The 25,071-nt window shown below is 74.2% G+C and carries 23 protein-coding genes; 9 read left to right on the top strand and 14 right to left on the bottom strand.

Annotated elements, in window-relative coordinates:
• The first annotated feature begins 468 nt into the window (after window positions 1-468).
• Window positions 469-738, top strand: coding sequence for a DUF6458 family protein (locus ACGFNF_RS18270; protein ID WP_013730795.1), 270 nt, complete (start codon window positions 469-471; stop codon window positions 736-738).
• 183 nt (window positions 739-921) lie between these two features.
• Here the strand turns inward: ACGFNF_RS18270 and ACGFNF_RS18265 are convergent, their stop codons facing one another.
• Entirely contained in the window at window positions 922-1,461 is a 540-nt protein-coding gene (locus ACGFNF_RS18265) for a SixA phosphatase family protein (RefSeq protein WP_393169185.1), read from the bottom strand.
• Window positions 1,462-1,576: 115 nt separating this feature from the next.
• Here ACGFNF_RS18265 and ACGFNF_RS18260 point away from each other — a divergent pair, with 115 nt between their 5' ends.
• A complete protein-coding gene (locus ACGFNF_RS18260) occupies window positions 1,577-1,861 on the top strand; it encodes a DUF6458 family protein (protein ID WP_132235282.1) in 285 nt (94 codons plus the stop codon).
• Window positions 1,862-1,928: 67 nt separating this feature from the next.
• On the opposite strand, the gene ACGFNF_RS18255 is transcribed toward ACGFNF_RS18260, so the two are convergent.
• On the bottom strand, window positions 1,929-2,606 hold the full coding sequence (locus ACGFNF_RS18255) for a hemolysin III family protein (protein WP_393169183.1): 678 nt from the start codon (window positions 2,604-2,606) through the stop codon (window positions 1,929-1,931).
• Between the two features lie 107 nt (window positions 2,607-2,713).
• On the opposite strand from ACGFNF_RS18255, the gene ACGFNF_RS18250 reads away from it, so the two are divergent.
• Genes ACGFNF_RS18250 through ACGFNF_RS18240 form a run of 3 tightly spaced genes read left to right on the top strand, consistent with a single transcriptional unit; the run spans window position 2,714 to window position 4,918 of the window.
• On the top strand, window positions 2,714-3,331 hold the full coding sequence (locus tag ACGFNF_RS18250) for an allophanate hydrolase subunit 1 (RefSeq protein ID WP_393169181.1): 618 nt from the start codon (window positions 2,714-2,716) through the stop codon (window positions 3,329-3,331).
• Window positions 3,332-3,336: 5 nt separating this feature from the next.
• Window positions 3,337-4,185, top strand: a complete 849-nt coding sequence (locus tag ACGFNF_RS18245; RefSeq protein ID WP_393169334.1) for a biotin-dependent carboxyltransferase family protein — start codon at window positions 3,337-3,339, stop codon at window positions 4,183-4,185.
• Entirely contained in the window at window positions 4,169-4,918 is a 750-nt protein-coding gene (locus ACGFNF_RS18240) for a LamB/YcsF family protein (RefSeq protein WP_393169179.1), read from the top strand. The genes ACGFNF_RS18245 and ACGFNF_RS18240 overlap by 17 nt, the downstream gene beginning before the upstream one ends.
• Window positions 4,919-4,920: 2 nt before the next feature.
• Here the strand turns inward: ACGFNF_RS18240 and ACGFNF_RS18235 are convergent, their stop codons facing one another.
• The 3 genes from ACGFNF_RS18235 to ACGFNF_RS18225 all read right to left on the bottom strand — a co-directional run bounded on the left by ACGFNF_RS18235 (window position 4,921) and on the right by ACGFNF_RS18225 (window position 7,422).
• Window positions 4,921-6,762, bottom strand: coding sequence for an NHL domain-containing thioredoxin family protein (locus ACGFNF_RS18235; protein WP_393169177.1), 1,842 nt, complete (start codon window positions 6,760-6,762; stop codon window positions 4,921-4,923).
• A 70-nt stretch (window positions 6,763-6,832) separates the two neighbouring features.
• On the bottom strand, window positions 6,833-7,078 hold the full coding sequence (locus tag ACGFNF_RS18230; protein ID WP_393169175.1) for a flavin reductase: 246 nt from the start codon (window positions 7,076-7,078) through the stop codon (window positions 6,833-6,835).
• On the bottom strand, window positions 7,078-7,422 hold the full coding sequence (locus tag ACGFNF_RS18225) for a hypothetical protein (protein WP_393169173.1): 345 nt from the start codon (window positions 7,420-7,422) through the stop codon (window positions 7,078-7,080). Before ACGFNF_RS18225 ends, ACGFNF_RS18230 begins: the two co-directional genes overlap by 1 nt.
• A 198-nt stretch (window positions 7,423-7,620) precedes the next feature.
• Between ACGFNF_RS18225 and ACGFNF_RS18220 the strand changes: the two genes are divergently transcribed.
• Both ACGFNF_RS18220 and ACGFNF_RS18215 read left to right on the top strand, forming a co-directional pair.
• Window positions 7,621-8,388 carry a DUF5753 domain-containing protein gene (locus ACGFNF_RS18220; RefSeq protein ID WP_393169171.1) on the top strand — a complete coding sequence of 256 codons (768 nt, stop codon included), beginning with the start codon at window positions 7,621-7,623 and terminating at the stop codon, window positions 8,386-8,388.
• Window positions 8,379-8,570: a DUF397 domain-containing protein gene (locus ACGFNF_RS18215; RefSeq protein WP_393169169.1), complete on the top strand. Its 192-nt coding sequence runs from the start codon at window positions 8,379-8,381 to the stop codon at window positions 8,568-8,570. Before ACGFNF_RS18220 ends, ACGFNF_RS18215 begins: the two co-directional genes overlap by 10 nt.
• Window positions 8,571-8,733: 163 nt before the next feature.
• On the opposite strand, the gene ACGFNF_RS18210 is transcribed toward ACGFNF_RS18215, so the two are convergent.
• From ACGFNF_RS18210 to ACGFNF_RS18185, 6 genes are all read right to left on the bottom strand, one after another.
• On the bottom strand, window positions 8,734-11,586 hold the full coding sequence (locus ACGFNF_RS18210; protein WP_393169167.1) for a hypothetical protein: 2,853 nt from the start codon (window positions 11,584-11,586) through the stop codon (window positions 8,734-8,736).
• A gap of 342 nt (window positions 11,587-11,928) precedes the next feature.
• Window positions 11,929-12,066 carry a hypothetical protein gene (locus ACGFNF_RS18205; RefSeq protein WP_165947779.1) on the bottom strand — a complete coding sequence of 46 codons (138 nt, stop codon included), beginning with the start codon at window positions 12,064-12,066 and terminating at the stop codon, window positions 11,929-11,931.
• A gap of 259 nt (window positions 12,067-12,325) precedes the next feature.
• The gene (locus ACGFNF_RS18200; RefSeq protein WP_393169332.1) at window positions 12,326-13,774 is read right to left on the bottom strand and encodes a dihydrolipoamide acetyltransferase family protein; all 1,449 of its coding nucleotides are present in this window, start codon (window positions 13,772-13,774) and stop codon (window positions 12,326-12,328) included.
• Window positions 13,775-13,779: 5 nt separating this feature from the next.
• On the bottom strand, window positions 13,780-14,769 hold the full coding sequence (locus tag ACGFNF_RS18195) for an alpha-ketoacid dehydrogenase subunit beta (protein WP_357580647.1): 990 nt from the start codon (window positions 14,767-14,769) through the stop codon (window positions 13,780-13,782).
• Entirely contained in the window at window positions 14,769-15,944 is a 1,176-nt protein-coding gene (gene pdhA, locus ACGFNF_RS18190; RefSeq protein ID WP_357580646.1) for a pyruvate dehydrogenase (acetyl-transferring) E1 component subunit alpha, read from the bottom strand. Before pdhA ends, ACGFNF_RS18195 begins: the two co-directional genes overlap by 1 nt.
• Before the next feature lie 670 nt (window positions 15,945-16,614).
• A complete protein-coding gene (locus tag ACGFNF_RS18185; protein ID WP_393169165.1) occupies window positions 16,615-17,208 on the bottom strand; it encodes a hypothetical protein in 594 nt (197 codons plus the stop codon).
• Window positions 17,209-17,458: 250 nt separating this feature from the next.
• Between ACGFNF_RS18185 and ACGFNF_RS18180 the strand changes: the two genes are divergently transcribed.
• Window positions 17,459-18,010 (top strand): phosphatase PAP2 family protein, encoded by a 552-nt coding sequence (locus tag ACGFNF_RS18180; protein WP_357580644.1) that lies wholly within the window; start codon window positions 17,459-17,461, stop codon window positions 18,008-18,010.
• A 63-nt stretch (window positions 18,011-18,073) separates the two neighbouring features.
• Here ACGFNF_RS18180 and ACGFNF_RS18175 read toward each other — a convergent pair whose 3' ends face one another.
• The 3 genes from ACGFNF_RS18175 to ACGFNF_RS18165 form a co-directional block, all read right to left on the bottom strand.
• Window positions 18,074-19,294 (bottom strand): hypothetical protein, encoded by a 1,221-nt coding sequence (locus tag ACGFNF_RS18175; protein WP_357580643.1) that lies wholly within the window; start codon window positions 19,292-19,294, stop codon window positions 18,074-18,076.
• A gap of 114 nt (window positions 19,295-19,408) precedes the next feature.
• Window positions 19,409-21,094: a GTPase gene (locus tag ACGFNF_RS18170; RefSeq protein ID WP_393169162.1), complete on the bottom strand. Its 1,686-nt coding sequence runs from the start codon at window positions 21,092-21,094 to the stop codon at window positions 19,409-19,411.
• Entirely contained in the window at window positions 21,091-22,932 is a 1,842-nt protein-coding gene (locus ACGFNF_RS18165) for an ABC transporter (RefSeq protein ID WP_393169160.1), read from the bottom strand. Before ACGFNF_RS18165 ends, ACGFNF_RS18170 begins: the two co-directional genes overlap by 4 nt.
• A gap of 223 nt (window positions 22,933-23,155) precedes the next feature.
• On the opposite strand from ACGFNF_RS18165, the gene dnaK reads away from it, so the two are divergent.
• Entirely contained in the window at window positions 23,156-25,036 is a 1,881-nt protein-coding gene (gene dnaK / locus ACGFNF_RS18160; RefSeq protein WP_151455880.1) for a molecular chaperone DnaK, read from the top strand.
• Window positions 25,037-25,071: the final 35 nt, after the last annotated feature.

Here is a 25,071-nt window from a genome sequence, read left to right as displayed (position 1 = left end):
GCTGGGTGGAGTGGGTCTGGGGTCAAAGCCGATCACGCAGCGTCATCAATTGGCCGCCTCTCCGACTTGCCCCTCGCCGCCCTTTGCTCTGCATCCACGGAGGCACCAGCAACTCTGGGTGCCTGTTGCGTCCATGGATGCAGAGCAAAGCGTCTGGGGAGGGGTGCCGGTGGGGGCGGCAGGTCGCGTCCAATGGTTAGTAATTAGGCATGATGCCCGTTTTGTGGGCAGTGCTGCCTGGTGGCCGTAGTTACGGCGAGTAGCGGCACGGATTTTGGGGTTGCGATCACCTTGTGTAGTCGTGGCGCGCAACCGGGTCGGTTGGGAAGCGCGGTGGCTGGCCCGCCGATGCGGGTTCCGCCGGCTATTCGCGGACGCCATCCGGGTAGCCGGGCGGTGTGGCGGGTAACCGTCGCGAGGCCACGTCAGAGAACGCCCAGAGCCACCGCACGGGGGAGTGCAGCGCACATGGGCATTGGTAGCGGAATCTTCCTGATCGCCATCGGCGCGATCCTGACCTTCGCCATCAGAGCCAACGTCTGGTGGGTCGACCTGCGCGCGGTCGGCTGGGTGTTCATCCTGGCCGGGCTGGGCGTCCTGCTCACCACGCTCTGGTTCTGGCAGGACCGGCGCAAGCGGGCGCGGACCCTGATCGTCGAGGAGAACCGGCTCTCGCACCCGACCGCGATGATGCCACCGCCGCCCGATCCGCCGCCGCCGACGGCGCCACCGTCCTGAGCCACCGCGTCCGACGGCACCACCGTCCTGAGCCGCCGCGTCCGGCGGCATCACAGGCCTGAACACCGGCGGCGCCATCGCACCGAGCCACCGGCGGCGCCATCGCCACCGAGCCACCGGCGGCGTCACCGGCCTGAGTCACCACCACCGTCTTGAGTCACCCGCCACGTACCGGCGGGTGGCTCAGCCGCGTGCGGTGTGCCGGTCGGTGATCGGTGCCCTGCTCGGGCCCAGTTCCGGCCAGTCGACGTCGGGCCGGTGCACCACCACGTCGCTGGTGCGCATCCCGTCCTGGTCCGCCCGCTCCGGGTCGAGCAGCGCCGAGAGGAGCGAGATGCCCGGGTTGTGCGCGATCAGCAGCACCGTACGGGCGGTCGGGTCCACGTCCCGGACCAGTGTCAGCAGGTCCTCCGGGTGCGCCTCGTACGCGTCGGTCTCGTAGCGCACGACGGGAGCGGGGCCGGCCGAGCCGCCCTCCGGTGGGGAGCCGGTCATGCCCATCGCCACGCCGTGCCACGTCTCCCGGGTGCGCCGGGCGGCGGAGCAGATGACCACGTCCGGCAGCAGGTCGTGCTTGGCCAGCCAGGCGCCGGCCGCAGCCGCGTCGGCCTGACCCCGTACGGCCAGGGGGCGCTGCACGTCCGGCACCACCTCGCCGGGCGGCTCGGCCTTGGCGTGCCGGAGCAGCACCAGCGTGCGTTCCCGGGCGGAAGCGTCGGTCATGTCCTCAGCTTGCCCGATTGGCGATCAGAGCGCTTGGGTAAGTCGATGGGTGCCGCAACCTCTCCGATGGCCGCGGCGGAAGGAAACGCCAGGGGACAGCCGAGGAGGCGACGAGATGGGTTTTGGTGGCAGTATCTTCCTGATCGCGTTGGGTGCGATCTTCGCGTTCGCCGTGGAGGCGGATCTGGGCTGGCTCAACCTGGCCGTGGTGGGTTGGGTGCTGATGCTCGCCGGCGTGGCCGGTCTGCTGCTCACCCTCCACTTCTGGAACTCGCGCCGTCGGGCCGTGGTCGCCCCGGTGCGCGGTGAGCGCGTGGTCGCCGAGCAGGTCGTGCCGGTGCGGGACGACCGGGTCGTGGAGGAGTACCGCGAGGTGCGTCAGCCGCGCCGCACCGTCTGACGTCAGGACGGGACATCTTCTTTTCCGGGGGCTCCGCCACGCGGCGGGGCCCCCGGATGCGTGTCCGTCAGGCGAAGAGGGCGAAGTAGATGGCGATGTGGTGGCAGAGCGCGGCCACGAGCGTGCAGGCGTGGAAGAACTCGTGGTGGCCGAAGACGGTGGGCCAGGGGTCGGGCCGGCGGAGCGCGTAGAAGACCGCGCCGACGCTGTAGATCGCGCCGCCCACGATGAGCAGCACCAGGGCGGTGACGCCCCCCTGGTGCAGGATGTCGGGCAGCATCGCGACCGAGACCCAGCCGAGCGCCAGGTAGAGCGGCGCGGAGACCCAGCGCGGGGCGTGCGGCCAGACCAGCTTGAGCGCCACGCCGGCGAGCGCGCCGCCCCAGACCAGCACCAGCATGATCGTGGCCGGCCGGGGTTCCAGCAGCAGTACGCAGAACGGCGTGTAGGTGCCGGCGATGAACACGAAGATCATCGAATGGTCCATCCGGCGCATGATCTGGTAGCCGCGCTCGGACCACACCCGCCGGTGGTAGAGCGCGCTCGTGCCGAAGAGCCCGCAGACCGTGAGGCTGTAGATGAGGCAACTGACAAGCGGGGCCCAGCCGGGTCGGGTGGCGGCGACCGCGCTGAGCACGATGCCGCAGAGTCCGGCGACGAAGAAGGCGTACGTGTGGAGCCAGCCGCGCATCCGGGGCTTACCGATGTCGACCGGCTTCAGTCGAAGCGGGGCGGGGGTGGTCACGCCATTAGGTTACGACACCGTAGGTTACTTTCAAGTAGTGCGTCCGGTCACGTGGGACGACGGTCGACCGACCCTGGTGCCGTGCGCCGGTCGGGGAGTATGGCGGCATGCGGATCCGACCCGTCGGTGCCCACGCCCTGCTGATCGACTGTGCCGACGCCGACCAGGTGGAGGCGTGGCGGGCCGAGCTGTGGCGGCGGCGGGAACGCGGCGAGCTGACCGCCGTCGAGATCGTGCCGGCGGCCACCACCGTCCTGCTCGACGGCGTGCCGGACCCGGCCACGGCGGCCGCGCGGATCGCCGCCTGGCCGCCCCGACCAGGCGCACCGAGGACCGAGGCCGCCGCCGGACTGGTCGAGGTTCCGGTGACGTACGACGGGGAGGACCTGCCACTCGTCGCCGAGCACTGGGGCGTGGACGTGCCGGCGGTGGTGGACCAGTTGCTGCGTACCCCGTTCCGGGTGGCCTTCTGCGGCTTCGCCCCCGGGTTCGCCTACCTCACCGGGCTTCCCGCCGAACTGGCGGTGCCCCGGCTGTCCACCCCGCGCTCCCGGGTGCCGGCCGGCTCGGTCGCCCTGGCCGGCCCGTACGCGGGAATCTATCCGGCGGCCTCGCCCGGCGGCTGGCTGCTGGTCGGGCGTACCGCGATGGGCCTCTTCGACGTGCACGCCGACCCGCCCGCCCGGCTCACCCCGGGCACCCGGGTACGCCTGGTGGCCGCGTGAACCCGATGGTCGAGGTGCTCCACGCCGGGGCGCTGACCACCGTCCAGGACCTGGGCCGGGCCGGCTGGGCGCACCTCGGCGTACCCCGGTCGGGCGCGCTCGACCCGGCGGCGCTGCGGCTGGCCAACCGGCTCGTCGGCAACCCGGAGTCCGCCGCCGGCCTGGAGATCACGATGACCGGCTGCGAGCTGCGGTTCCTCCGCGCGACTGCGGTCGCGGTGACCGGTGCCGGTGCCGCCGTGCGGGTCGGCGACCGCCCCGGTGACGTGGGTCGGCCGCTGTCGGTGCCGGCGGGCGCCGTGCTGCGCATCGGCCCGCCCCGCGACGGCCTGCGCAACTGGCTCGCGGTCGGCGGCGGGATCGCCGTCGAACCCGTGCTCGGCAGCCGCGCCACCGACACCCTCTCCGGGCTCGGCCCGCCGCCGCTGCGCGACGGCGACCGGCTGCCCCTGGGCGCACCGGCCGGACCGCCCGCCCCGGTGGACGTCACCGTCCCGGCGCCCACCCTGACCGAGCTGCGGCTGACCCTGCGCCTCGGCCCGCGCGACGACTGGTTCACCGCCACCGCGCTGGACCGGCTGTTCGGCAGCGCGTACACGGTGAGCCCGGTCAGCAACCGGGTCGGCGCGCGACTCACCGGCGCGGCGCTGCCCCGCGCGGTGGCCGGGGAACTGCCCAGCGAGGGCATCGTGCTCGGGGCGGTGCAGGTGCCGGCGGACGGCCAACCGTTGATCTTCCTCGCCGACCATCCGACCACCGGCGGGTACCCCGTCGTCGGGGTGGTGGACGACGTGACCCCGCTCGCGCAGGCCCGGCCAGGGACTACGGTCAGGTTCCATGGACCTCAACGCTGACCTCGGCGAGGGATTCGGCATCTGGCGACTCGGTGACGACGCCGCGTTGCTGGACCTCGTCACCTCCGCCAACGTCGCCTGCGGCTTCCACGCCGGCGACGCGTCCACCATGCGCCGGGTCTGCGAGGGCGCCGCCGAGCGCGGGGTGGCCGTCGGCGCGCAGGTCGGCTACCGGGACCTCGCCGGCTTCGGCCGGCGGCACATCGCGTACGCCTTCGCGGAGCTGCGCGACGAGGTCACCTACCAGCTCGGGGCCCTGGACGCGTTCTGCCGGCTGTTCCGCACCCGGGTCCGCTACCTGAAGCCGCACGGGGCGCTCTACCACGCCGCCGCCTGCGACGAGACCCAGGCGGCGGCGCTGGTCGCGGCGGTCGGCGACTACGACGACCAGCTGCCGGTGCTCTGCCTGCCCGGCTCGGTCCTCGCCCAACTCGCCGCCGGCGCCGGGCTGCGGGTGGTCGCCGAGGGCTTCGCCGACCGGGGTTACCTGCCCAACGGCTCGCTGGTGCCGCGAACCACAGCCGGGGCGCTGGTCACCGACCCGGAGGAGGTGGCCGCCCGGGCCGTGCGGATGGCCACCGAGCGGACCGTGGTCGCGGTCGACGGCAGCGTCGTCCCGTGCCCGGTCGAGTCGATCTGCCTGCACGGCGACACCCCCGGCGCGGTCCGCTGCGCCGAACTGGTGCGCGCCGCCCTGATCGACGCGGGGGTCGCGCTCACTCCGTTCGCGTGACGTCAGGCGTCGTCCAGGCCCCTGAGCACCAGCGGGAGCCGGGCGGCGGCACCCTCGACCACCCGCACCGGTACGCCCCAGTCCTGCCGGGTCAGGTGGCAGGCCGCGTGCTCGACGTCCGCGTCGCAGGTCGCCGCCTGCGCGGTCACCTGGAGCACACCCCCGGCCACCGTGCCGTCGACCACCAGCCGGCGGAACAGCTCCGTGCCGGTCCCCGCCCCCTCCAGCAGCAGCTCCGGCGGCGACGCCGACACCACCAGTCGCGTCGACGGGCCGTACGTCTCGTCGAGCTTCTGCCCCGGCGCGGGCGTGAAGATCACGTCCAGGGTCACCTCGCCGGCCGCCACGTCGGTGGGCTTGCGTTCGGTGCGGTGCCGGGGACCGTCGACGGTGCTCGCGCCGGCCGCCGAGAGCGCGCCGGGCGCCAGCCGGGTCAGCCGGTGCGCGGCGGACTCCACCACCAGCACCTCGCCGGCCGGGGTGAGCACCAGGTCGCTCGGCTCGGCGAGCCCCTCGGCGACCGTCGAGACCCGGTTGCTCTCCGGGTCGAAGCGGCGGACCGCCCCGTTGTACGTGTCGGCGACCAGCACCGAGCCGTCCGGCAGCGCGCACACCCCCAGCGGGTGCTGGAGCAGCGCCTCCGCCGCCGGCCCGTCGACGTGCCCGAAGTCGAAGAGCCCCTGCCCGACGGCGGTGCCCATGACGTCGTTCTCGACGTACCGGATCGCGCTGGTCTCGCTGTCGGCCACCCAGAGCCGGGCGCCGTCGGCGGAGACGGAGAGGCCGGACGGCTGCGCCATCCACGCCTCGGCCAGCGGGCCGTCGCGCAGGGCCTCGACGGTGGTGCCCGCGTACATGCCGGCGGTGCGCTTCACCGGGTCGAACCACCAGAGCTGGTGGATGCCGGCCATCGCGACGACGACCTTGTCGTCGTACCAGGCCAGGTCCCAGGGGGAGGAGAGGTCGACCGAGAGCGCGTCGTGCGAGTGGTCGTCGACCGTGGAACGCCACTGCCGGCCGGTGCCGGCGACCGTCACCACCTCGCCGTCGGCCAGCCGTACGCCGCGCAGCAGATGGTTGACGGTGTCGGCGACCACGAGGTCGTAGCCGGCCACCTCGGCGGTGTGCGCCGGCAGCAGGCACAGCCCCTGCGGCTCGGAGAAGGTGGCCGCCCCGGCGGGACCGTCGACCCGGCCCCGGCTGCCCGTGCCGATTCGCCGTACCAGCGTATCGCCGTCGGGGGCCAGTTCCGCCAGCGAGTGCCGGGCCGAGTCGGACACCAGCAGGTTGCCGTTCTCCAGCAGCACCGCCTTGCCCGGGAAGCGCAGCGTGGTCTGCGGCTCGGCGGGCGGGACGTACGGGCCGTCGCCCCGGTGCAGGGTGCCCTTCGCCTCGTGGGTGGCGATCAGGTCGTCGACGAGGCGGGCGAGCCCTTCGGCGTGACCCTCGCCGGCCATCGTCGCCACCACGTAGCCCTCGGGGTCGATCACCGACAGGGTGGGCCAGGCGCGGGCCGCGTACTGCTGCCACATGTCGAGCTCGGGGTCGTCGAGCACGGGGTGGTGGACGCCGTACCGCTCCACGGCGGCGGCCAACGCGTCCGGGTCCTTCTCGTGCTCGAACTTCGGCGAGTGCACGCCGATCACGACGAGCACGTCGCCGTACTTCTCCTCCAGCGGGCGCAGCTCGTCGAGCACGTGCAGGCAGTTGATACAGCAGAAGGTCCAGAAGTCGGCGATCACGATCTTGCCCCGCAGATCGGACAGCTTCAGCTCTCGCCCACCCGTGTTGAGCCACTGCCGGCCCCGCAGTTCGGGGGCACGTACGCGCGGTGTCGTTCCCATGCCCGCCAGCCTGCCACGTCGGGCTCGCGTCAAGTCGGACCCGTGACCCGGACGACAGCGGCGAGCCGGGCTAGCGGGCGCGGGCCCAGCCGGTGAAGCGCACCGTCAGGTCCGCCGGCGGGCTGCCGTGGTCCAGCCCGGCGAGTTCCTCGGCGGCCTCGTCGCACAGCGCGGCGAGGTGGACCATCAGCGCGTCGCGGTCCTCGCGGTACTTCGCGAGCAGGAGGAGCTTCGCCGTCGAGCAGGGCCACGCCACCCCGCAGGCGCCACAGCGCCAGGTGGGCCGGCTGGGGACGTGGGCGCGGACGTGCACCATCAGCCCACCGCCGTGCGGGGGCGGGCCGGCGGCCGTCGGGCGGGGGCGGGCCGCGCCGGGGGCGGCGCGGTGACGACCCACTCAAGGCCCTCCCGCAGTACGAACAGCTCGCGCTTCGCCACCGCGCGGCCCTTGGCGTCAAGCTGGTAGCCCTCGAACCAGAGCCAGCCGTACGGCGGGAAGCGGTCGACGAGTTCGCGGATCACGCGGACGCGCATCGGGGTCACGAACTGCGGCGACGCCGCCCGGGTCAGGTGGAGGACCTCGCCGGCCCGCAGCATCCGTACGGGAGGTGGCGGTTTGCTCCTCGGCGTGGGTGTCGGTGTCGGCCTCTCCGCGGGCATCGCTCCCCCTCGTGCGGCGGGTGGTGGGAGGGGCCGCCCGGTTGCTCGCCCAGGGCGACCCCGCAGCGCGACCGGCGGGCGTCCATCGCCCCACCGGCTCACGCCGTCTAGAAAGCACCCTGCCGAGGGTTGCCGGACAATCACACAGCGTTGTCTAATCTCCTTCGGGCAACTAGTTTGTTCCTGGGAAGGGCTGGCATGAATCACGCCTTTGTCGCGGCGCTCGCCGAAGCGGGCCACACGGCCGAGAGCCTTGCAGGTCACATAGGAGTGCACCCGAAGACGGCGGCGCGCTGGGCAAACCCTGGGCACATTCCACAGAGCCGGCATCGCGTTGAAGTAGCAAACCTGCTCGGGCGAGATGTGGACACCCTGTGGCCGGACGTCGGCCGACGACGAGAGCCGGTGTGGTTCCGGCCGTGGGTGGACATCGAGCGAGAGGCGGCCACCCTGCGCGCGTTCGAACTCGCGTGGGTACCCGGTCTTCTCCAGACTGAGGCGTACGCACGGGCGACGCTCGCGGGCGGGGTACTGACGGCCGACGCCGTAGACGACCTCGCCGACGCGCGGATCAGCCGGCAAGCGATTCTCAGACGCGAGCGCGGCCCTCTACTGGTTGCCGTACTGGACGAGGGGATCCTACGTAGACGGGTCGGCGACGACCCAGCCCTCATGGCAGCTCAGATTGCGCATCTCATCGCGTGCGTCGAACTGCCGAGCGTGCAGCTGCACGTCGTCCCGGCCGATGCGCCCAGCTATCCAGGACTGGACGGGGCTTTCACCATCGCCGACATGCCGGACGGCACGCGGGTCGCGCACGTCGATAGCCCCGCTCAGGCTCAGATCCTGGACCAGGCATCCGACCTTGTTACGCTTGAACGACGTTGGGAACGCATTCGTGGGGAGGCGCTTCCCCGGGGGCGGACTCTGAATCTCCTGAGAGAAGCGGCGAGATCATGGACATGACCGGCGCACGGTGGCGCAAGAGCACGAAGAGCGGCGGCAACGGCGGAAACTGTGTCGAGGTCGCCGACAACCTTCCCGGCGTCGTAGGAGTCCGGGACTCGAAGGACCCGACCGGCCCGGCCCTTCTCTTCGCCCCGGCCGCCTGGCAGGCCTTCGTCGCCCAGGTCGCCGACCAGTCCTGACCAACCAGACTCCCGAAAGCGCCCGTCCCTGATCCCCGGGGCGGGCGCTTTCCGTTCCCGTACCACGGTCACTGCCGTTTTCCGCATCCGCTCCACGGCGCTGCCGGCCGGAGAAACGACGGGGGGGCCACGGTCTCCCGTGGCCCCGCCGTCGTTTCGTCTGCTACTGGCCCGCCGGCTTGAGGCAGAGCACGCGGTTCGTCCCGCCGCCCTTGAGCTCCACGTGCGGCTGGGTCGGGTCGGCGCACTTGTCCTTGGCGTCCACCTTGGAGACCACGGTGAAGGCGCCCGCCTCGCCGCACTCCGCCGCCGCTGCCCCGGCCTCGCCCGACTTCTTGACGCAGCTCCCGACCGCCGGGTCGAACGCCGGGGCCGGGTCGTCGCCGCCGACCTTGCCGAGCAGCATGAGCAGCCCCAGCGGCACCGCCAGGATGAGCACCGCCGCGACGAGCACCGCAGCGAGCACCCGGCCGTTGCGGACCTTGGGCGTGGGGGCCGGCTCGGCCTTCGGCTCCGCGATCGGCTTGAACGAGTCGAAGCGGTTCGGCTCCTGCTCCGGGCCGCCCTGGTCCCACGGGCCGGGCTGCTGCGGGGGCGGCGGGAACGCCGACGGGAACGCGCCGCCCGACGTGGGCGCGGCGGTCGGGGCGGGCCCGTAGCCGGGTGCCGCGCCGGCGGCGTTCGGCGTACCGAAGGGGTCGGCGGGCCGGTCGGCGCTGTCGTGCGGCCGGACCCCGTTGACCGGCCGGTCGCTGGCCGGCGGATCGACGAAGGACGGTACGCCCGGCGGGAAGGCCGGAGGCGCGGCCGGCGAGGCGGGCGCCATCGGGGCGACCGCGCCGAAGACGGCGGTCCCGCTCGGTGCCCGGTCCCGGTCGTCGAAGCGGCCCTCGTGGCCCTGGTCGAACCGGTTGTCCTGACCCTGGTCGAACCGGTTCTCGGTGCCCTGGTCGAACCGGTTGTCCTGACCCTGGTCGAAGCGCGGGTCCGGCCCTTGGCCGAAGCGCGGGTCCGGTCCCTGCTCGAAGCGCGGGTCCGGTCCCTGGCCGAAGCGCGGATCCGGCCCCTGGTCGAAGCTGGGCGCCGGCGCGTGGTCCGGCCGGTGTCCGCGCGGGTCCTCCTGCTCCGGCTCGTCCGCCGGCTCAGGGCGGGCCGGTCGGCCGTACACCCGGGGCTGCGGCGCGGGCGCACCGCCCGGTCGCAGGGCCTGGTCGGTCGGCGGCAGCACCCGGCTGGCCAGCGGCACCGAGGCGCTCGCCGACACGCTGCCGGCGGCCGGTTCGGCGCCCTCCGACGACGGTACGGCCGCCCGCCCGCCCACCTCCGGCGAGGTGCGCGGCGCGGGGACCACCGGACCGGCGGGCGACTGCGGCTCGTCGTGCCGGGAGCCGGCCTGGGCCCAACCCGGCTGCTCCTGCTCGTACGCCGGCAGGCCGCCGTCCCGGCCGGGCTGCTCGGGGGCGAACTGGGCCGGCGGCGCGTAGTCGACGGGCGGGGCGGAGGCCAGGCTGGCGCCGGGCACCCGCTGCTCCTGCGGCGGCAGCGGCACGGCGTTGGCCGGCGAGATGCCGGGCCCCGGTGCGGGCTGGTAGATCGGGGGTTCCTCGGCCCGCTCCGGCTCCCAGCCGTTGCCGGCCCGGCCCGGGGCGGGCTCGCCCGCCTCCGCGCGGCCCCACACCTCGTCCGCCGACCACGGCTCGACGTCCGGTACGGCCGGGCGCTCGGCGGCGTTGCCGGCCCACTGCGGCGGGTTCTCCGCAGCGGGAGCCCACGGCTTCGGCCCGCCGTCGCCGGGTGCCGGGACGGAGGCGCGGCCGGGCGGGGTGGAGGTGGGCTGCGGGGCGCCCCAGCCGTTCGCGTCCCGGTCGTCGGACTGCGAGGGCATGGACGCGGCACCCCGTGCGGAGCGCTCGTCCCGGGCCGGCCACTCGCCCTGGGGCTGGTCGTCCCGGGGCGCGTCGTCGCGGGAGGCGGCCCAGGCGCCACCCGGAGGCTGCTCGCCCTGCTGCTGCTCGGTGCCGGCCCAGCCGCCGGAGCGGTTGGGGTCGTCCTGCTGCTGTCCGGGGTTCCAGCCGTTGGCGGGGTCCTGAGGGGACTCGGCGTTCCAGCCGCCGGAGCGGTTGGGGTCGTCCTGGGCGGGCCAGGGCTGGGGGGTGGGTGCGGGTGCGGGCTGCGGGACCCGGGCGGCGCCGCGGGCGGCGGGCTCGGGCTGCGCCCAGGCGGGGGACGCCTGCTCGCCGGATCCCCAGGCGGGCTGCTCGGCCTGCTGCTGGCCGCCGGGCCAGGCGCCGGAGCGGTTCGGGTCGTCCTGCTGCCAGCCGCCGGAGCGGTTCGGGTCGTCCTGCTGCTGGCCGTCGCCGGGGCGGTCGGCGTCGTTCTGCTGCGCGGCCCAGTCGCCCTGCGCGGGCCGGTCGTCCGGGGTGGCGCCGCCGGCCCAGCCGCCGGGCCGGGGCTGCTCGTCCTGCTGCTGGTCGCCGGCCCAGCCGCCGGAGCGGTTGGGGTCGTCCTGGGCGGGCCAGGGCTGGGGGGTGGGTGCGGCCGCCGGTGCGGGCTGCGGGACCCGGGCGGCGCCGCGGGCGGCGGGCTCGGGCTGCGCCCAGGCGGGGGACGCCTGCTCGCCGGATTCCCAGGCGGGCTGCTCCGGGGCGGCGTGTGGCGGCTGCGGAGCGGCGGCAGCCCAGGCCGGACCGGCCTGCTCCTGCGCGCCCGGCCATGGCGGCTGCGGCGGCTGCGGCGACGCGCCGGACGGTCCCCACTGGCCGGACTGGGCCGGGTCGGTCTGCTGCGGCGCCTGGGCGGCCCACGCGGGGGCCGGCTGCTGCTCACCCTGCGCGCCCCAGGCGGGCGGGTTCGGTCGCTCCGACGGGGGCGGGGGTGCCCAGCCCAGATCGGGGGCGCCGGCGCCGTATCCGTTGTCCTGCTGTGCCGGGCGGTCGCCGTACGGCGCCGGTCCGCCGGCGCCCGGCGACACCTCGTCCGGCTGCTGGCCGGGGTGGTGCGTGCCCTCGGACGTCATGCGTGCGCCTCCTCCATCACCTGTCGGCCGCCACTGCCGATCGGTCTTCTCGGCAGGGTGGCCGGCGTCGCCGGTGTACCGGCCGTGCCGGCTCCCCGCACCGTATCCGGTGACCGCCCGAGGGCGACCGGGGAGCACGATCGTCACTCCCCGTGGCCGGATGGTGTCGAGCGGCTTCTATCGACTCGACTGCTCCGGGTCGGCGGGCGACGACCGAAGCCCACCGTACCGGGCGCTGAGGCGAGGTGGAATCCCGGTGTCAGCCGCTGCGAAACGCCGATGACCCGCCCGGGCGGACCGGGCGGGTCATCGATCTGGAGGAGGTGAGAAAGGTTCCGGGCGTCAGCTCATGTGACGCTGGGCGATGGCGAGGATCTCTTCGCGGACCGCGGGCGAGTTGGCGGAGCGCAGCGCGTGCTCGATGGCACGGGCGCGGCGGTTGGCGTCGCGGCGGTTGCGGATTCGCTCGATCATGCTCATGGGTCTCTCCTCCTGGCTATTCGGTTGTCAGCCCCTTGATGTCTTCCATTGAACACCAAGACGGGCGCAACTTCCATCGATTGTTAGGTGAGCTGGAACACGGGCCGAACAATCGAAGGTGAGGGGGGCCTGTGACCCACGTAATCCTCTGTCTCTGGAGGCTGCCGATGCCGGGCGGTGCGCGCGCCACAAAAGGACACGGCCGGTGTGCCGGGCGTCAACCCGTCGCACACCGGCCGTTCGGCTGGCGTCAGGACCGTCAGGTCCAGGCGAGCAGCGCCGCCTCCGGGTCGGCCAGGAACTCCCCGATGTCGCGCAGGAACTTCGAGCCCAGCTCACCGTCGATGATCCGGTGGTCGAAGGAGAGGCCCAGCGTGGTGACCTGACGCGGCCGGACCTTGCCCTTGTGGACCCAGGGCATCTCGCGGACCGCGCCGAAGGCCAGGATCGCCGACTCGCCCGGGGGCAGGATCGGCGTGCCGGTGTCCACCCCGAACACGCCGACGTTGGTGATCGTCAGCGTGCCGCCGGACATGTCGGCCGGCGAGGTCTTCCCGGCCTTGGCCGTCTGCACCAGGCCGGTCATCGCGTCCGCCAGTTCGCGCAGCGAGAGCCGGCCGGCGTCCTTGATGTTCGGCACGATCAGCCCGCGCTCGGTGGCCGCCGCGATGCCCAGGTTGACGTAGTCCTTGACGACGATCTCGTCGCCGGCCCAGGTCGAGTTGACCATCGGGTGGCGCTTGACGGCCAGCAGCACCGCCTTGGCCACCAGCAGCAGCGGCGAGACCCGCACGTCGCGCCACTCCCGCCGGTTGCGGAGCCGGTCCAGGGCCTTCATCGCCCGGGTCACGTCGACGGTGAGGAACTCCGTCACGTGCGGCGCGGTGAACGCCGAGCGGGACATGTTCTCGGCGGTGAGCTTGCGTACCCCCTTGACGTGGATGCGCTGCTCGCGGTCCGCACCGAAGCTCGCGACCGCCGTGGCCGGGGCCGACACCGCGAGCGGCTCGGCCGCCGCCGTGGCCCCGCTCGCCGCCCGCTGTACGTCCTCCCGGGTGATCGAGCCCAGCGGCCCCGACCCGGTCAGCGCGGACAGGTCGACGCCGAGATCCTTGGCGAGCTTCCGCACCGGCGGCTTGGCCAGCACGGGCCCGCCGGCCGGGCCGTGACCGTTCGACGGCGCAGTGGCCACCGGGGCCGGCTGCGTCGGTGCGACCGGCTGCGCGGCCTGGGCCGGCACCGGTGTGTCGCCCTTGCGCGGTCGGCGCTTGGCCGCCGTGGTGCGCGGGCCGTAGCCGACCAGCACGGCGGTACGGCCGCCCGGGGCGGGACCGCCGATCAGGCCCGGCTCGACCGCGCCCTCGGCCGGCGCCACCTGGACCGCGGCCAGCGACGCCGCCGACGGGGTGGGCAGGGCCGCGTCCGGGGCGCCGGTCGTCGACGCCTCGATCGGCCCGGCACCCGGGTCGGTGTCGATCGCGATGATCGGCGTGCCGACCTCGACCGTGCTCCCCTCCGGGTGGAAGATCGACTGCACCTGGCCCGCCCACTTCGCCGGGATCTCGACGGCCGCCTTGGCCGTCTCCACCTCGACGATCGGCTGGTTCAGCTCGATGACGTCACCGACCTTGACGAGCCACGCGAGGATCTCGCCCTCGGTCAGGCCCTCGCCCAGGTCGGGCAGGTTGAACTCCTTGATCCGCGACATGCCGCTCACCAGCCGAAGGTGCGGTCGACGGCGTCGAGCACCCGGTCGAGGTCGGGCAGGTACTCCTCCTCCACCCGGGCGGCCGGGTAGGGGGTGTCGAAGCCGGTCACCCGCAGCACCGGGGACTCCAGGGAGTAGAAGCACTCCTCGGTGATCCGGGCCGCGATCTCCGAGCCCAGGCCCAGGTTGCCCGGGGCCTCGTGCACGACCACGCAGCGGCCGGTGCGCTTCACCGACTCGTACGCGGCGGTCAGGTCCAGCGGGGAGAGCGAGCGCAGGTCGATGACCTCCAGCTCCCGACCGTCCTCGGCGGCGGCGGTCGCCGCGTCCAGGCAGGTCCGCACCATCGGCCCGTACGCCAGCACCGTGGCGTCCGTGCCGGGCCGGACGACCCGGGACGAGTGCAGCGGGTACGCCCCCGACAGCGGGCCGTCCAGCTCGACCGGGCCCTTCTCCCAGTAGCGCCGCTTCGGCTCCAGGAAGACGATCGGGTCGTCCGAGGCGACGGCCTGCTGGATCATCGTGTACGCGTCCTGCGGGTTGGCGCAGGACACCACCTTCAGGCCGGCGGTGTGGGCGAAGTACGCCTCCGGCGACTCCGAGTGGTGCTCGACCGCGCCGATGCCGCCGCCGAACGGGATCCGGATGACCATCGGGATCCGCACCTTGCCCTGCGAGCGGTAGTGCATCTTCGCCACCTGCGACACGATCTGGTCGTACGCGGGGTAGACGAAGCCGTCGAACTGGATCTCGCAGACCGGCCGGAAGCCGCGGATGGCCAGGCCCACCGCGGTGCCGATGATGCCGGACTCGGCGAGCGGGGTGTCGATCACCCGCTGGTCGCCGAAGTCCTTCTGGAGGCCGTCGGTGATCCGGAAGACGCCGCCGAGCTTGCCGACGTCCTCGCCCATGATGACGACCTTCGGGTCGTTCTCCAGGGCCCTGCGCAGACCGGTGTTGAGGGCCTTGCCGAGGGTGAGCGTCTCCGTGGCCATCAGTGGGCGCTCCCCTCGAACGACTCCATGTACTTCGTGAACTGCGCCCGCTGCTCGTCGAGCTCGGGGGACCCGTTGGGGTAGACGTGGTCGAACATCGTCACCGGCTCGGGGTTGGGCATGGCGAGCACCCGCTCGCGCAGGTGCACCGACTCGGTGCGGGCCTGCTCGTCGACGGCCGTGAAGAAGTCCGCGTCGGCGATCTGCTGCTTCTCCAGGAACGCCTTCATCCGGGCGATCGGGTCCTTCGCCTGCCAGGCCTCGACCTCGCTGGCGATCCGGTAACGGGTCGGGTCGTCGGAGGTGGTGTGCGCGCCCATCCGGTAGGTGTAGGCCTCGATCAGGCTGGGGCCCTGGCCGAGCCGGGCGTTGTCCAGCGCGTGCCGGGTCACCGCGTACGACGCGAGCACGTCGTTGCCGTCCACCCGGACACCGGGGAAGCCGAAGCCGCCGGCCCGCTGGTAGAGCGGCACGCGGGTCTGGCGCTCCAGCGGCTCGGAGATGGCGTACTGGTTGTTCTGGCAGAAGAACACCAGCGGGGCGTTGAAGACGCTGGCCCAGACGAACGCCTCGTTGACGTCGCCCTGGCTGGTGGCGCCGTCGCCGAAGTAGGCGATCACCGCCTCGCCGTCCTCGGTGCCGGTCTTGCCGTCCATGTGGACGCCCATGGCGTAGCCGGTCGCGTGCAGGGTCTGCGCCCCGATCACGATCGTGTACATGTTGAACTTGAACTCGTTCGGGTCCCAGCCGCCCTGGTCGACGCCCCGGAACAGGCCGAGCGGCATGATCGGGTCGATGCCCCGGCAGTAGAGGACGCCGTGCTCCCGGTAGGTCGGGAAGGCCATGTCCTGCGTACGCAGCGCGCGTCCCGAGCCCACCTGCGCGGCCTCCTGGCCCAGCAGGCTGGCCCACAGGCCCAGCTCGCCCTGGCGCTGCAACGCGGTGGCCTCGGCGTCGAGCTTGCGGACCAGCACGAGGTCGCGGTAGAGCCCGCGGTACTCCTCGTCGGTGAAGTCGACGCGGTACTCGGTCCCGTCCGGGCCGGTCGCGCTCTCGATCCGCTCACCCTCCGGGGTGAGCAGCTGCACCAGCTGCGGGTCGCCGGTCGCACCCTTCTTGGACCGGGGTGCGGCCCGTCGGCCGCGACTGGAGACCCCGGGGTCGCCCTTTGCCATCCGTCTCTCCCTGTCTGTCTGCGTCGGCACCGGGGGGTCACCCGGCCGCGCAACTCGTGCGCCTGCCCGGCTGGTGCCGGACGGGTTCCTGGCGGCCGCGCCTAGCCCCGGTGGGGGTTGCCGCGCGGCGTGAGCCGGATTCTGGCCGAACCCGGATCGGGAGCGCCGGCGCCCAGCCGCGCCTGCCGCGAGGGTGCGCGGAGGTCGTGGCTGCGTTGCCGTCGTGGTCCATATTCGCATCACACGTGAGCGCGCCCACAGTGCGCCTGTCCCGGCCGATCGCGGTGGCCCGCTTCGTCGCACGGCGCGCCCGGTGTCCGTTGCATCGACGCGCGGCCGATCCGGCGATGGTTCGTCACCGTTCGGCCAGATACGCGTGTCGACACGCTGTGCAGGGTTGGCCGACCGACCGTCACTGGTCCAGGCTGATTGGCGCGGGATCGTCCGCGTCGGGGCGGTTTGCCGCTTCCTCGTGTCCGGGCGGTGCCCCGGGCGCTCGGGCCGGTCGCCGTACCGGCCCGTCCACCGTCGGAGTCGACGAAAAGGGGTGTGTGGTGTCCGAGCCAGGCCCAGATCCCACCGTTCCCCTCCTCGGCCGCCACCGGGCCGGCGGCTACCGCCGGCTGGTCGGCGCGCACCGGGCCCCCGGCTCGGGCGGGCCGTCCCGGGGCTACCTGTTCACGGTGGCACTGCTCGCCGGCACCGCGTCGATGCCGATCCTCGCCGCGATCAGCACCGGCTCCGCCACCGTCGGCAGCACGGCCCTGCCGGACGGCAGCACCCCGTTCCTCCCGACGCCCTCGGTCGGCCCCGTGGTGATCCCGGTGCCGGCGACGGGCCGCCCCCCGGTAGCCCCGTCGACCCCGTCCCCCGCCGTGGCCGACCCGGGCGACTGGCGGACCGTCGTGCCCTTCCCGCGTACGCCGATTGTCGCGGCGCCCGCCCCGCCGCCGCCACTCCGCCCGGCGGCGCGTCCGAAGCCCCCGTCCCGGCCCGGCGGCCGGCCGGTACCGCCGCCCTCGTCCCCGAAGCCCTCGGCACCCCCGTCCCCGAGGCCTCCGGCGTCCCCGAGCCCGTCGCCGAAGCCCTCGCCGAGCCCCAGCCCGAGCCCGGCACCCACGCCGACCGGCGAGCCGACGTCGGCGGAGCCGACGAGCACCCTCTCGCTACCACCGCCCGAGCCCACGGCGTCCCCGGCGCCCAGCGCGTCCCCGGCACCCGACGAACCGACCGCCAGCGCGACCGTCGACCCCGGCCCGACCACCGGCGATCCCGGCGGGACCGGGCACCGGGACGGCCGGCCGCGGGTACGGTGACGGTCGACGGCAGGTGATCCACGGCGGGGCCCCGGCCCGGTCGGAGCGCCGGGGTACGGACGGGAACGGTTCCGGGCGGCGGCCCGGGGCGGACGCAGAGGCGGGGCGCTGAGCGGGACGGGCGGTTCGGACGCGGAATCCCACAGCCGTCCGGCCGCCCCGCCACCACCCGGCCGGACCCTCCGGCTCGCCCGGTTCGTGACCGAGCTGACCGCGCCCGCCGTACTGGTCTCGGCGCTGACGCTGGCGGTCGGCTGGCACAGCGCCCAGGGCGCGCACGGGCTGGCCTGGGGACTGCTGGCCACGCTCTTCGTCAGCGGGATCCCGTTCGCGTACATCCTCGGCGGGGTGCGTCGCGGCCGGCTGACCGACCATCACGTGGGGATCCGCGAGCAGCGCCGCGTCCCGTTGCTGTTCGGGCTCTGCTCGGTCGCCGCCGGGCTGGCCCTGCTCGCCGTGCTCGGCGCGCCGCGACCGGTGCTGGCCCTGGCCGCCGCCGGGCTCGTCGGCCTGGTGGTCGCCGTGACGGTGAGCCACTGGTGGAAGATGTCGATCCACTCGGCGGTGGCCGCCGGCACGGTGGTCGTGCTGGTGCTCACGTTCGGGGCCGGGTTGCTGGCGACGGCGCCACTGCTCGTGCTGGTCGGTTGGTCCCGGGTCCGCCTGCGCGACCACACCGTGCCCCAGGTGGTCGCGGGCCTCGCCCTGGGCGCCCTGGTAGCCGCCCTCTTCTTCGCCCCCCTCCGCTAACCCACCCCCACCCCTTCCTCCCCCCTCCGGCGCCGCGCGGGCGCGGGGAGGGGAGAGGGTGGGTCAGGCGGGGTCGTCCGTGAGGCGGTGGCGGTTGGCCTCGATCCAGGCGTCGAGGGCGGCCGGGTCGTCGGGGTCGACGCCGTCGGCCATCAGCTGCGCGACGGCGGCCGTGGCGGGGCTGCGGCGTTCGCCCGTGCTGTAGAGGCGGGCGAACTCCGGCACCATCTCCTCGACGGCCGTGTCGATCTGCGTCGCCGCCTGCTCGGGCAGCCCGCGCTTACGGGCGGCGTAGCCGGCCCAGGCGCGCAGCACCCGGGGCAGCAGCGCGGCGTCGTCCATGTCCAGCACCGCGCGCCGGTGCACCCAGTCCAGCAGGAACAGCCCGGCCACGGTGGGGCTCCACCGCAACGGGTCGGCGTCCGGGAAGCTGGCCGCGTGGTCCAGCAGCAGGCTGAGGCAGAAGTGCAGCGAGGCCAGCTCTGCCCCGTCGATGGTGTCCAGGCCGAAGCGGGCCGCCTCGGGCGAGGCGAGGAACCGGCGGACCAGGTCCGTACGCTCGGCGGCGGAGAGCGGCTCGGTGGGCGCGGGGGCCGCCCCGGCCGCCTGCGGCAGCCGTGCCAGCCGGGCGCCGAGCAGGGCGCGGTCGGTGGCGAGCGAGCCCTCCCCGGGCAACTCGGTCAGGCCGTCGGTGATCGCGAGGTGGCGGGTCACCTCGGCGCGCATCCGGGCCGGCTCCTCGTCGCGGAACCAGGTCAGCTCGTCCCCGGCGCACATCTGCCGGACCTGGTCGAGGATGCGGTCGGGTGGCCCGCCGACGAAGACGTCCTTGGTGATGCCGATGTTGTGGTCGAGCAGCGTCACCACGGCGTGCGCCGGACCGCCCGCCGGGTCGTCGTAGGCGAAGGTCGCCAGGTAGGAGGTCTGGTCGCCGTACACGTCGCCGTAGGACCAGCAGCCGGTCAGGTGCACGCGGCCGAGGTGGCCGGCCCAGGCGGGGGTGGCGGCGCCCGGACGGACCCGGTCGGTGCCCTCGGCGTCGGGCACCAGCGCGGCGAACACGGAACGGATGGTGGTCGCCGCGGCCGAGCGGCGGCGGGAGGTGGCGGCCAGGAAGCCGGCCACGAAGTCCCGGACGGCGGCGTCACGTTCGGTCTCCGCGACCGAGTAGACGCTGCCGAGCAGGGCCGCGCCGAGCATCTCCGCGTCGAGGGCGTTGTCCAGCTTGGCCACGTCGCGGGCGGCGTGCAGCACCGCGTCGTACGGGGTCTGAGGCGTTCCCATCCACCGACCCTACGCCGCCGCCCGCCCCGGGACGGTACGAGCGACCCGAGCGTCCGGCCCGCGTCGCGCCGCCACGCCGCCGACCTGCGGTTGTCGTGGGACGGGATTTTCGGCTCAGCGGCCGGCGGCCTCCCCCAGGGCCGTACGGGCCTCGGCGTAGGAGGCGAGCACCGTCCGCACCGGGGCCAGCACGTGCTCCTCGCCGACCGTCGCCACCGCGTCCGTGAGGCGCCGCTCGGCCCGGCGGCGGGCGCGGCGGGCCGCCCAGCGGACGATCGGCCTGGTCAGGGCGGCCACCAGCAGCCCGGCGAGCAGGCCGCCGAGGAGCAGCAGGGTGGGCAGCGGCACCTCGCCGACCATCGGGTGCTCCAGCGCCGGCAGGCCCAGCGCGCGCAGCGCGTAGCCGAGCGCCAGCCAGCCCAGCCCGGCCAGCGCGGCCAGCGTCACCAGCCACTGGAGGCCGCCGACGAACCGCCACCAGAGCGGTCGCCGGTCCATGCCCAGGTCCGTGCCGGCCACCGCGCGGTCCAGCGCGTCCGGCAGGTCGGCGAGGCGGGAGCGGGCGGCGGCGGTCACCGCGGCCGGCCAGGCGGCGGGCAGGTCCGCCCCGGTCCGGTCGGCCACCGACCGGATCGCCAGCCCGAGCGCCGCGCGCTGCGCTGCGGTGGGGTCGGGCACCGAGGTCGCGGCGACGAGGCTCTCCGCCGGTTCGTCGCGGCCGGCGGCCGGGCCGGGCAGGTGCAGCCGGCGTAGCGGGTCGGGCCGCAGCCGCCGCCAGCCCCGGACCAACGGCCAGCCGGTGGTGGCGGCGCCCCGGTGCCGGTACGCCTGCTCGACCGCCTCGGCGACCGCCGGCACCCCGGCCGCGCCGGCGAGCGCCCGGTGCAGCCCGCTGACAGCGGCGTCGTCGGGTCCACCGGCCGGCGAGGCACCGCCGACCAGTTCTTCGAGCCCGGCCACCACCGCGTCCACGTCGCCCTGGAGCCGCCGCAGCGCGGCCTGCCGCTCGGCCACCGTGCGTTCCAGCGCCTCCCGCAGCCCGACCATGCCCGCCGGGTCGACGGCGGTGGTCGCCAGTAGCGGTACGCCCTCCAGGCCGTCGGAGTCGAGCAGCCGGCGCAGGTCGGCCAGCACCCGGGGCAGCTCGGCCGGTGGCAGCCGGTCGGCCTGGTTGAGCACGACCAGGGTGACGTCCCGGTGCCGGTGGAACTCGCGCAGGTAGTTGGTGTGGATGACGCGGTCGGCGTACTTCTGCGGGTCGACCACCCACACCACGAGGTCGACCAGGCCGAGCAGCCGGTCCACCTCCAGCCGGTGCGACCGCTGCACCGAGTCGAAGTCGGGCAGGTCGAGCAGGATCAGCCCGTGCAGGGCGGACTCGTCGTCGCCGTCCAGCACGCTCTCCCGGACGAACCGGTGCCGGGGCAGCACGCCCACCCAGTCGAGCAGGCGGTTGCCGCCGTCGAGCGGCCCCCAGACGCAGGCGTGCGCGACGCCGGTGGTGGGGCGGCGCACGCCGACCGTGGAGAGTTCCATCCGGGCGAGCGCGTTGAACAGGCTGGACTTGCCGCTGCCGGTCGCGCCGGCCAGGGCCACCACGGTGTGGTCGCGGGAGAGCGCCAGCCGGGTGCCGGCCCGCTCGACGAGGGTGTGCGCCGACACGAGCCGCGCGTCCGGCAGGTGGCCGTCGACGACCGTGAGGAACCGGCGTACGGCGTCGAGGCGGGCGACGAGCGCGTCGGCGTCCACCCGCTGGTCACCGCGGAACGCCTCGCGCATCCGTCCGACGATGTTGGTCATGACCCTCCGTCCCCGGTACCGGGCGGGCCCGCGACGGCCGCGCCGGAGAGGTCGCTGCGGTTGCGGGCGATCTCCACCCGGTTGGCGGCGCCGCGCAGGGCCTCCGCGGTGTCCGCGGCGGGCCGCGCCTGCGCCGTCCGGTCCAGGTAGCGGGCGGCCTCGTCGTCGAGCAGGGCCCGCACCCGGTCCAGCAGGTCGGCCCGGGCCTTGGCGGCCAGCGTACGCACGGCCTGGTCGCCGAAGATCGCCTGGAGCACGGTCTGCGCGGCGACGGTCGTGCCGGCCCCGGTGGCCACCTCCAGCCCGGTGGGGATGAACGCCGTCGAGGCGAACACCGCGATCATGACGGCGAGCCCGGTGGCGTTCACCGCGTACGCGGCCGTCCGGGCCACGAAGCGGCGGTCGCCGCCCTCGGCGCGGACCAGCTCCAGCACGCCCCGCTGCCACTCCCGCACCAGCCGCTCGGCCCGTTCGGGCAGGTCGGCGGAGGGGTGGGCCAGCTCAGGTTCGAGTAGCGCCGCCCCGGCGGGATGCGCCTTCCACCCGGTGTACGCGTTCTCGGCCGCCTCGGCGGCGACGCCCCGCAGCAGGGTCACCAGCTGGGACTCGATCGCGTCCCGCAGCTCGGACGCGGGCGCGGGCCGGCCGGTGACCGCCGCCACCACCCGGTCGCGGAGCCGCCCGATGCGGGCCTCCATGGTGCGGAAGAACTCGCCGGTGCCGACGAACTCCTGCCAGCGGGCCAGCACCTCGCCGCGGAGCAGCCGGCCGTCCTTCAGCCCCTGCCCGACGGTCCGGTACGCCCCCCGGTACGCGGCCAGCACCCGCTCGTCGAGCGCGTCGGCGGCGGTGACCTGATCCTCGGCGGCGTCGGCGAGCCCCTCGACCGCCGGGTGCAGCGCGGCGAGCGCGCCGTCCAGGGTCTGCCGGACCACGGCGGCGCGGGCGTCGGCGTCGGCGGCCAGCCGGGCGAACCAGGCGGCGAGCGGCGCGGTGACCCGCTCGGGCAGCAGGCCCTGCCCGTCGACCCAGGTCTCCGGCAGCACGAAGAGCGGGGCCGCCCCCAGCTCCTGCGCGGCGAGCATCTCCGACAGGTGGGCGGCGATCTCGTCGGCCGCCTCCGCAGGCACCCGGTCCAGCACCATGGCGATGACCGCGCCCCGGGCCCGGGCGCTGCGCAGCAGCTCCCAGGGGACGGCGTCGGCGTAGCGGGCGGCGGTGGTGACGAAGAGCCAGAGGTCGGCGGCGGCCAGGAGTTGACCGGCCAGGGCCCGGTTGGCGTCGACGACCGAGTCGATGTCGGGGGCGTCGAGGAAGGCCAGCCCGGCCGGCAGGGCCGGGGCGGTCACCAGTTGCAGGGTGCGCGGGTCCTCGCTGGGCTCGGTGGTGCGGGTGAGGCCGGGCAGCAGCTCGCCCTGGCGGAACCAGCCCGAGTCGGCCGGGTTGCAGACCAGCACCGGGGAGCGGGTGGTCGGCCGGAGCACCCCGGCGGCGCTCACCCGCGCCTGCACCAGGCTGTTGACAAGCGTGGACTTGCCCGCGCCGGTGGACCCGCCGACCACCACGAGCAGCGGCGCGTCGAGCCGGCGCAGCCGGGGCAGCAGGTAGTCGTCGAGCTGGTCGGTGAGGCTCCCGCCGGCGCGCCGGGCAGGCTCGGCGGAGGGCAGCGCGAGCGGGAACCGGGCCGCCCCGATCGCGGCGCGCAGGCCGGCCAGTGTGGCGGGCAGGCTGTCGTCCCCGGTGGTGGCGGGCCGGTCCTCCCCGGCGTCCGTGGGGCCGGTGCGGGCTGCGACGGTGGGCGTGCCGGCCGGGGTGGCGGGATCGCCGTGCGTCGTCACCGCTAAAGCGTGCCCGACCGACGCAAGGGAAGACAACCGATCGGTACGAACCTGGGGTTGCGTCGGGTCGGCTCAACCCCGACTTGACGATTTCGCGGGGCGTGGCACTATTGAGTCAAGTTCACTCAACTTGTGGTGGGGTCGCTGCGGGCGACGCCCGCCGGGCAGCTCGACGGGCGTCGCCCGTCACCTGCCCACGACGTGATGAAGCGAGGAAGCGAAGATGGCACGTGCGGTCGGTATCGACCTGGGCACGACGAACTCCTGCGTCAGCGTTCTGGAGGGCGGTGAGCCCACCGTCATCGCCAACGCTGAAGGCTCGCGGACGACCCCGTCGATCGTCGCGTTCGCCCGCAACGGCGAGGTGCTCGTCGGTGAGGTCGCCAAGCGCCAGGCGGTGACGAACCCGGACCGGACCATCCGCTCGGTCAAGCGGGAGATCGGCACCAACTGGTCCGTCGACATCGACGGCAAGAAGTACACCCCGCAGGAGATCTCGGCCCGCACGCTGATGAAGCTCAAGCGGGACGCCGAGGCGTACCTGGGCGAGCAGATCACCGACGCGGTGATCACCGTCCCGGCCTACTTCAACGACGGCCAGCGCCAGTCCACCAAGGAGGCCGGCGAGATCGCCGGCTTCAACGTGCTGCGGATCGTGAACGAGCCGACCGCGGCGGCCCTGGCGTACGGGCTGGACAAGGGTTCCAAGGAGCAGACCGTCCTGGTGTTCGACCTCGGCGGCGGCACCTTCGACGTGTCGCTGCTGGAGCTGGCCGAGGGCGTCGTCGAGGTCAAGTCGACGAGCGGTGACAACAACCTCGGTGGCGACGACTGGGACCAGCGGATCATCGACCACCTGGTGAAGACCTTCCGCGGCGAGCACGGCATCGACCTGGGCCAGGACAAGATGGCCCTCCAGCGGCTCCGCGAGGCGGCCGAGAAGGCCAAGATCGAGCTGTCCGCCGCCACCACCACCAACATCAACCTGCCGTACATCACGGCCGGCGCGGCGGGCCCGCTGCACCTGGACGTGACCCTCAGCCGGGCCGAGTTCCAGCGGATGACGCAGGACCTGCTGGACCGCTGCAAGGGCCCGTTCGAGCAGGCCGTGAAGGACGCCGGCATCAAGGTCTCCGACGTCGAGCACGTCATCATGGTCGGCGGCTCGACCCGGATGCCGGCCGTGACCGACCTGGTCAAGCAGCTCACCGGCAAGGAGCCCAACAAGGGCGTCAACCCGGACGAGGTCGTCGCCGTCGGCGCCGCCCTTCAGGCCGGCGTGCTCAAGGGCGAGGTCAAGGACGTCCTGCTGCTCGACGTGACCCCGCTGAGCCTGGGCATCGAGACCAAGGGCGGCATCTTCACCAAGCTGATCGAGCGCAACACCACCATCCCGACCAAGCGCTCCGAGGTCTTCACCACGGCGGACGACAACCAGCCGTCGGTGCTGATCCAGGTGTTCCAGGGCGAGCGGGAGATCGCGGCCTACAACAAGAAGCTCGGCACCTTCGAGCTGACCGGCCTCCCGCCGGCGCCGCGCGGCGTGCCGCAGATCGAGGTCACCTTCGACATCGACGCCAACGGCATCGTCAACGTCCACGCCAAGGACCTCGGCACCGGCAAGGAACAGAAGATGACGATCACCGGCGGCTCCTCGCTGCCGAAGGACGACATCGAGCGCATGCGTCGCGACGCCGAGGAGCACGCCGAGGACGACAAGCGTCGCCGCGAGGAGGCCGAGACCCGCAACCTGGCCGAGGCGCTCCAGTGGCAGACCGAGAAGTTCCTGGCCGAGAGCGGCGACAAGCTGCCGGCGGAGTCCCGTGACAAGATCAACGAGGCACTCGGCGAGCTGCGCGGCGCGCTCGGCGGCCAGGACATCGAGAAGATCAAGTCGGCCCACGAGCGGCTGGCGCAGGTCTCCCAGGAGGCCGGCTCGCTGCTCTACGCCCAGCAGGGCGAGCAGCCGGGCGAGGCCGGTCCGGGCGCGGCGGGTGCCGCGGGCGCCGGGGCGACCGGCGGTACGCAGGCCGGCGGGCCCGCCGGCGGCGCGGACGACGTGGTCGACGCGGAGATCGTGGACGAGGACAAGGACAAGAAGTGACGGTTCGTCCCGGACACGGAACCACGGCAGAGGGA

It is taken from the genome of Micromonospora sp. NPDC048868, from assembly GCF_043198195.1.
Taxonomy (GTDB): Bacteria; Actinomycetota; Actinomycetes; order Mycobacteriales; family Micromonosporaceae; genus Micromonospora; species Micromonospora reichwaldensis.
This window is presented reverse-complemented; position numbering and strand designations above follow the sequence as displayed.

What these genes read in the sequence shown, in the direction of transcription:
- ACGFNF_RS18270 (WP_013730795.1), top strand. Translation starts at nt 469, where the DNA reads ATGGGCATTGGTAGCGGAATCTTCCTGATCGCCATCGGCGCGATCCTG.
- ACGFNF_RS18265 (WP_393169185.1), bottom strand. Translation starts at nt 1,461, where the DNA reads ATGACCGACGCTTCCGCCCGGGAACGCACGCTGGTGCTGCTCCGGCAC.
- ACGFNF_RS18260 (WP_132235282.1), top strand. Translation starts at nt 1,577, where the DNA reads ATGGGTTTTGGTGGCAGTATCTTCCTGATCGCGTTGGGTGCGATCTTC.
- ACGFNF_RS18250 (WP_393169181.1), top strand. Translation starts at nt 2,714, where the DNA reads ATGCGGATCCGACCCGTCGGTGCCCACGCCCTGCTGATCGACTGTGCC.
- ACGFNF_RS18245 (WP_393169334.1), top strand. Translation starts at nt 3,337, where the DNA reads ATGGTCGAGGTGCTCCACGCCGGGGCGCTGACCACCGTCCAGGACCTG.
- ACGFNF_RS18240 (WP_393169179.1), top strand. Translation starts at nt 4,169, where the DNA reads ATGGACCTCAACGCTGACCTCGGCGAGGGATTCGGCATCTGGCGACTC.
- ACGFNF_RS18235 (WP_393169177.1), bottom strand. Translation starts at nt 6,762, where the DNA reads ATGGGAACGACACCGCGCGTACGTGCCCCCGAACTGCGGGGCCGGCAG.
- ACGFNF_RS18230 (WP_393169175.1), bottom strand. Translation starts at nt 7,078, where the DNA reads ATGGTGCACGTCCGCGCCCACGTCCCCAGCCGGCCCACCTGGCGCTGT.
- ACGFNF_RS18225 (WP_393169173.1), bottom strand. Translation starts at nt 7,422, where the DNA reads ATGCCCGCGGAGAGGCCGACACCGACACCCACGCCGAGGAGCAAACCG.
- ACGFNF_RS18220 (WP_393169171.1), top strand. Translation starts at nt 7,621, where the DNA reads ATGAATCACGCCTTTGTCGCGGCGCTCGCCGAAGCGGGCCACACGGCC.
- ACGFNF_RS18215 (WP_393169169.1), top strand. Translation starts at nt 8,379, where the DNA reads ATGGACATGACCGGCGCACGGTGGCGCAAGAGCACGAAGAGCGGCGGC.
- ACGFNF_RS18210 (WP_393169167.1), bottom strand. Translation starts at nt 11,586, where the DNA reads ATGACGTCCGAGGGCACGCACCACCCCGGCCAGCAGCCGGACGAGGTG.
- ACGFNF_RS18205 (WP_165947779.1), bottom strand. Translation starts at nt 12,066, where the DNA reads ATGAGCATGATCGAGCGAATCCGCAACCGCCGCGACGCCAACCGCCGC.
- ACGFNF_RS18200 (WP_393169332.1), bottom strand. Translation starts at nt 13,774, where the DNA reads ATGTCGCGGATCAAGGAGTTCAACCTGCCCGACCTGGGCGAGGGCCTG.
- ACGFNF_RS18195 (WP_357580647.1), bottom strand. Translation starts at nt 14,769, where the DNA reads ATGGCCACGGAGACGCTCACCCTCGGCAAGGCCCTCAACACCGGTCTG.
- pdhA (WP_357580646.1), bottom strand. Translation starts at nt 15,944, where the DNA reads ATGGCAAAGGGCGACCCCGGGGTCTCCAGTCGCGGCCGACGGGCCGCA.
- ACGFNF_RS18175 (WP_357580643.1), bottom strand. Translation starts at nt 19,294, where the DNA reads ATGGGAACGCCTCAGACCCCGTACGACGCGGTGCTGCACGCCGCCCGC.
- ACGFNF_RS18170 (WP_393169162.1), bottom strand. Translation starts at nt 21,094, where the DNA reads ATGACCAACATCGTCGGACGGATGCGCGAGGCGTTCCGCGGTGACCAG.
- dnaK (WP_151455880.1), top strand. Translation starts at nt 23,156, where the DNA reads ATGGCACGTGCGGTCGGTATCGACCTGGGCACGACGAACTCCTGCGTC.